Origin of the sequence: Bacteroides sp. An279 (genome assembly GCF_002159615.1) — a bacterium.
Lineage (GTDB): Bacteria > Bacteroidota > Bacteroidia > Bacteroidales > Bacteroidaceae > Phocaeicola > Phocaeicola intestinalis.
This window is the reverse complement of the sequence record NZ_NFJA01000051.1, coordinates 20,980-27,285: the sequence shown is the minus strand read 5'-3', so window position 1 is coordinate 27,285 and position 6,306 is coordinate 20,980. Positions and strand designations below refer to the sequence as shown.

Annotated in this window: 4 protein-coding genes; 1 reads left to right on the top strand and 3 read right to left on the bottom strand. The window is 46.9% G+C overall.

The genetic code is table 11. The annotated features are described in order from the left end of the window. Nucleotides 1-388: 388 nt before the first annotated feature. Nucleotides 389-2,932, bottom strand: coding sequence for an adenosylcobalamin-dependent ribonucleoside-diphosphate reductase (locus tag B5F78_RS10180; RefSeq protein ID WP_022040445.1), 2,544 nt, complete (start codon nt 2,930-2,932; stop codon nt 389-391). 589 nt (nt 2,933-3,521) lie between these two features. Between B5F78_RS10180 and B5F78_RS10170 the strand changes: the two genes are divergently transcribed. Further along, on the top strand, nt 3,522-5,252 hold the full coding sequence (locus tag B5F78_RS10170) for an ATP-binding protein (RefSeq protein ID WP_087406635.1): 1,731 nt from the start codon (nt 3,522-3,524) through the stop codon (nt 5,250-5,252). Between the two features lie 90 nt (nt 5,253-5,342). Here the strand turns inward: B5F78_RS10170 and B5F78_RS10165 are convergent, their stop codons facing one another. Next, nucleotides 5,343-6,062, bottom strand: coding sequence for a hypothetical protein (locus B5F78_RS10165; protein ID WP_087406634.1), 720 nt, complete (start codon nt 6,060-6,062; stop codon nt 5,343-5,345). Continuing rightward, nucleotides 6,049-6,279 (bottom strand): hypothetical protein, encoded by a 231-nt coding sequence (locus B5F78_RS10160; protein ID WP_087406633.1) that lies wholly within the window; start codon nt 6,277-6,279, stop codon nt 6,049-6,051. Before B5F78_RS10160 ends, B5F78_RS10165 begins: the two co-directional genes overlap by 14 nt. Nucleotides 6,280-6,306: the final 27 nt, after the last annotated feature.

Genomic DNA, 6,306 nt, shown 5'->3' with positions numbered 1-6,306 from the left:
CCTGTTCTTCGTCAGATAGCCCGCTATCTTCCTCATCACAGAAGCGGAAATGCCTCAAAAACTCATCCCAAATCATCGCACGATAAATTCAAAACAGCTTCTAAATCAAGAATATAATTTTTATGCGAATCAGGAGTTAAACGTAGTTATGTTTCACGGGAGTTATCACTTCGTTCAGGAGTTATACTTCACGCGGTATTTATTTTGTGCATTTTGTATATGCCACGTAGTAGAGACGATGTGCACATCGTCTCTACAGAAGCGGCGCAAAAAGGTATTGGCATCTAACTCCCAGCCCGCACCGGCGGGCGATAACTACCTATAACTCCCTTTTAACTCCTGATTGGCATTTTTTATAAATCTGCGTAATCTGTGGTGAAAAGCAAAGTCATCCGCAACGCGAAGAACCACAAGTCTTGCAAATCAGGCAACCTTCCTGATAAACCAAAGTCTCATTGCCGCAATTCGGGCATTTCACGCCTTTGGCTTCCGTGCCGTCGAGCACATATTTCTTTAATGCACGTGACACACCGTTCTTCCACGTATTGATATTCTCACTATCGAGCTGGAGCGAATTGACCAACTTGATCACCTGTTCGATAGGCATCCGGTAGCGCAACACGCCTGAAATCAGTTTCGCATAATTCCAATACTCCTTGTTGAAGCGCTCGGACAATCCTTCAATCGTCATCTTATATCCACGCTTGTTCTCGAACTGGAAATCATAACGCTTCACGCCGTTCTCGTCATAATTCTTGATGATGCGGCCGCGGACTACCGATTTCGGCAATACAATGCCCTCGTCATCATCTTGCAGACCGGTAAATATTTCGTAAGGATAACCGTCGAGCAGACCGACGAACGCCACCCATTTCTCCTTGTTGTTCTGAAAACGCACCACATCGGCTTCGAGCACACGCGGGCGGACTTCCGTTACCTGAGGAGGCTTGCAATGGCATTCTTCCTCTTTCTTGTCGTCTTTCTTCTTGGCAGAAAGCAACACGCCTGCACGCGAACCGTCGCGGTACACCGTACATCCCTTGCAGCCCGACCGCCATGCCTCTACATACAGACGGTTCACCAACTCTTCGTCTACGTTGTTCGGCAAATTGATGGTCACGCTAATCGAATGGTCCACCCATTTCTGGATGCGTCCCTGCATCTTGACCTTCATCAGCCAGTCCACGTCGTTCGAAGTCGCTTTATAATAAGGAGATTTCGCCACCAGGTCGTCAATTTCCTCTTGCGTGTAATGCTTGTCAGGGTCATAACCGTTCACCTTCATCCACGTCAGGAACTTGTGATGGAACACCAGGTATTCCTCGAAAGCGTCTCCCGTTTCGTCCACAAAGTCGATGCGCACGTTCTCGTCATTCGGATTCACCTTGCGCCGGCGCTTGTAAACCGGCATAAACACCGGCTCAATGCCCGAAGTGGTCTGCGTCATCAGGCTGGTGGTCCCCGTAGGGGCAATGGTCAGGCACGCGATGTTACGCCGGCCGTACTTCTTCATCTCCTCATAAAGCCCGGGGTCGGCTTCACGCAAGCGGTTCACGAACGGATTGTCCTTCTCGCGTTCCGTATCGTAAATCTCGAACGCGCCACGTTCCTTTGCCATAACAACCGAAGAACGGTATGCCTCCAGCGCAATGGTTTTCTGCACCCGTTCGGCAAACTCGGTTGCCTCTTCCGTCCCGTAGCGCAATCCCAAAGCCGCCAGCATGTCGCCTTCGGCAGTGATGCCCACGCCCGTACGGCGTCCCATGCCCGACTTGCGGTAAATCTTTTCCCACAAATGGCGCTCCGTACCTTTCACTTCTTCGCTTTCGGGGTCGGAATCTATCTTTTCCATGATTTTCTCTATCTTTTCCAGCTCCAGGTCGATGATGTCGTCCATGATGCGCTGTGCCAAAGCCACGTGCTTCTTGAACAAATCGAAATCGAAATAAGCCTCCGGAGTAAACGGATTGACCACATACGAATACAGGTTGATGGCAAGCAGACGGCAAGAATCGTACGGGCACAGAGGGATTTCGCCGCACGGGTTGGTAGACACGGTGCGGAAACCCAAGTCGGCATAACAATCGGGCACCGACTCGCGGAGAATCGTGTCCCAGAACAACACGCCCGGCTCTGCCGACTTCCACGCGTTGTGCACGATTTTCTTCCACAAAGCCGAAGCGTCAATCTCTTTCTTCACCATCGGATGAGGCGAACCGATAGGGAACTGCTGCACATACGGGCGGTTTTCCACGGCAGCTTCCATAAACTCATCGTCCAGCTTCACCGACACATTGGCTCCCGTAACCTTTCCTTCGGTCATCTTGGCATCGATGAAAGCTTCCGAGTCGGGATGCTTGATAGATACCGTCATCATCAGCGCCCCGCGGCGTCCGTCTTGCGCCACCTCGCGCGTAGAGTTGGAATAACGCTCCATAAATGGCACCAGCCCGGTAGAAGTCAACGCCGAGTTCTTTACCGGCGAACCTTTCGGGCGGATGTGCGACAGGTCGTGCCCTACCCCTCCGCGGCGCTTCATCAGCTGCACCTGCTCCTCGTCGATGCGGATGATGGCCCCATACGAATCGGCAGCTCCGTCCAGCCCGATTACGAAGCAGTTCGACAAGGACGCAATCTGATAATTGTTTCCGATGCCCGTCATCGGGCTTCCCTGCGGAATGATGTACTTGAAATGATCAAACAGGCGGAACAGCTCTTCTGCGCTCAACCCATTCGGATACTTGGCTTCGATACGTGCCACTTCATTCGCGATACGCCAATGCATATCTTCGGGAGATTTCTCGTAAATATTGCCGAAAGAATCCTTTACGGCATACTTGTTCACCCACACGCGGGCGGCAAGCTCGTCTCCCTTGAAATAATCCAACGAGGCATTATATGCTTCGTCGTAACTGAACGTCTGATTTTCCACGATTAATGAGTATTTTGATTAAAATCTATCGTCTTTCATAAGGTGGTACAAAGCTAAAGATGTTTTTCCAATCTGCAAAACAAAAAAGAAAGTTTTCCAAAACAAAATCTTAACAAACTGATTCACATAACTTTATTAACACACAAGCATCTTGTAAGTTTTCTTTTTGGGAGAACTATAGTTTTAACATAGTTTATCTAACAAAGAAATCAAGACAAGCTACACAAGCAAGAAAACCACCTTGTCCGGCTCGTCCGCACACACGATTACTTTGCAAAAATATTCCCATTAATATAGACAAAGAAGCCCACCCTCGCGCCAATGCTTCTACGTGACCGGCACAACGCGACTATCTTCCTTCATGTCCGCATATAATTGAAATGGCTTATGCACATATATGCATGAATCATCCTTGTAATCTCGCAGATTCATACAGCATAACCACTCATGACTTTTTCCGGAATGACCTCATTTCATATAAAGAACAAGCTCTTCCGGTATTGGACGTTTCAAAAGAAAATGCTACCTTTGCAACGATAGCGCTCAGTTACAACATCACTAAAACAAAAGGTATCAATGCGGCAATAATATGAATACATACAAGCTCCTCCCTTACGGCATATCAGACTTCCGGCGGATTCGGGAAGAAAATTATTATTATGTAGACAAAAGTGCCTATATCCAACGCATGGAAGATGTGGCGAGTTTCCTGTTCCTTATCCGCCCGCGCCGTTTCGGGAAAAGCCTTTTCCTGTCCATGCTCCGCTATTATTACGACATCAACGAAAAAGAAAATTTCAGAGAACTGTTTAAAGGGCTTTGGGTAGCAGACCATCCTACCCAATGGCAAGGCAAATTTCAAGTGCTGCACTTAGACTTCTCGCAAGTCGGAGGAAATGCAGATGCACTCCCTTTGAATTTCAACCGCTACTTCGAAGTGCGGTTAGACGATTTTGCAGAACGTTATGCCGCCTATTATCCCGCCGACTTTGTAGAAAGAATAAGAGGAGCGCAAGACGCAAACACCAAGTTCGCCCTTATCATTGCAGCAGCCAGCGCACGCAACCATAAACTGTATCTGATAGTAGACGAATACGACAATTTCACCAATACCATACTGAACGAAGAAGGTGAAGCCATTTATCATGTCATAACCCTCGCCAGCGGCTTTTACCGTGATGTATTCAAGAAATTTAAAGGCAACTTCGACCGTATCCTGATGCTGGGAGTCAGCCCCGTGACCTTAGATGACGTGACCAGCGGTTACAACATCGCCACCAGCATCACGATGGATGCCCGCTTCAACCGGATGTTAGGGTTCAGCGAAACAGACGTGCGCGAAATGATCCGTTACTACCAGTCTGCGGGTACATTAAAAGCCGATGAAGAACATCTGATAGCAGAAATGAAACCCTGGTACGACGGATATTGCTTTTCAGAAGAGGTAGTCTATACAGACCCGAAGATGTTTAACTGCGATATGGTTACTTATTATTTGAATTACTATATCCAACACGGATGTGCCCCTAAAGAAATGGTAGACCGCAACACGTGTACAGATTACACGAAATTGGACAAGCTGATTAAGTTAGACCAGTTAGACGGTGATCGCAAAGGCGTATTATTGGAAGTGGCAGAAAAGGGAACAACTACCGGCATCGTAGCCAATTCATTCCCGGCATCCCGACTGACCGACCCGGAAATATTCAAGAGCCTGTTATTCTATTACGGCATGCTGACCATCACGGGAACTTACGGAATCGAGCAAGAACTGGGCATCCCGAACAACAACGTACGGAAGCAATATTACGATTTCTTATTGAACGAATACAAAAAGGTACACCCGATAAAACTTTCTCCGTTGCTTCGCAGCTATACCGACGCAGCTTTCAAAGGGAATTGGCATCCCATGCTGGAACATATTTTCAAAGCATATCATGACACCACCGCCATCCGCAGCCTGATAGAAGGTGAACGGAACTTGCAAGGTTTTATGAATGCTTACCTCAGCTTGAACCCTTACTACCTGACCGCCCCCGAAGTGGAATTGAATCACGGTTATTGCGATTTCTTCCTCATGCCCGACCTGGTACGTTGGCCCATGGTAAAGCACAGCTATATTTTAGAATTGAAATACCTGCCTGCCACAGCTACCGATGAGAGAGCGGAAGCACAGCAGACGGAAGCCATAAAGCAAGTGAAAGACTACGCTTCCGGTCCCAAAGTGCAAACGCTCATCCAAGGAACCACATTGCATCTTATCGTTGCCCAAATCAAAGGATACGACTTAATAGGACTGGAAGAAGTGGAACGGGAATAAAATATGAGCGATGCCTGCAGTATGGTCATACGAAATTCAAGAAATATTCCTCTTGAACTTTCAGGACCATATAATAATATTTGTCTTTCTTCATTGCTTCTTATATTTACGTTGGAAATCTGCTATAAACTTTTTTAACCGTTCATCCATCCCCGTTTCCACATCAGAGAATTGGAAGTTTCCCGGAACCGCATAAACATAATAATCCTGATAATTCCCGCATTCCGACAGCGTCTGAAGCCGCACTGCATAGTCGTTTGAAAAAGTCATCATTTCGTAAGCTGCTTTCACATAGCGGTCAGCTCTTGGCAATTTTCCCGGCTCTTCACTGCCATTCCCTATATGTTCCAATGACCCTCTTTCTATAGGTACGCAACCAAGAATGTCGTAGCAGTCTTTATGCAGCAGCAACAAGACCTGACAATCACCATAACCGAACCGCGGTGCACAAAGCCCGCTTTTTACTTCTTTAATCATCCATATCAAGTCCGGGCTTTTATAACCCGAAGCAGCTTTCTTTTTCAAATCCGACCAATAACCTTCCCTACCTTCCTGTTTATTACCGATATACAAAGGGTCGTAGTTCGTATAACTGTCAGCACGCTCCCCAAGTCCCAGTTGCTTTTCCAACTCATGTATCTCCCTGTTCATCTCCTCCCGTTTTTTCTCTTCTGCTTTTTGCTCTTTAATCTTTTTGGGTGTTTTGCTATAAATCCATTTACCTATATGATACATGGCAATAAACGGACTGCAAAGCACTAATCCGCCGATGATGGCCCCAAAAAGGAGATCATCTTTATCTATTTTCATTGTTATCGTTTTTTTCATTCTTTTCCCTTTCTATCGTTTCCCATATGCCTTTATACACCGGATAAGCCAACAATTGGAATACAGGCAACGTGCGTCTGCTTCCACAACGTTTGCAAGGCATCGGAACGGAATAGGCCATTGCACCGTATTCCACATCCGGTGCCATAAAGACTTTCTTGCACTCGGTGCAGATGAATAATGTTTTTCCTCGTACCATAGTTATTGTTTTTTAAGAAAGTGTTTC

Coding starts and splice junctions, on each gene's coding strand:
- B5F78_RS10170 (WP_087406635.1), top strand. CDS start 3,522: ATGAATACATACAAGCTCCTCCCTTACGGCATATCAGACTTCCGGCGG.
- B5F78_RS10160 (WP_087406633.1), bottom strand. CDS start 6,279: ATGGTACGAGGAAAAACATTATTCATCTGCACCGAGTGCAAGAAAGTC.
- B5F78_RS10165 (WP_087406634.1), bottom strand. CDS start 6,062: ATGAAAATAGATAAAGATGATCTCCTTTTTGGGGCCATCATCGGCGGA.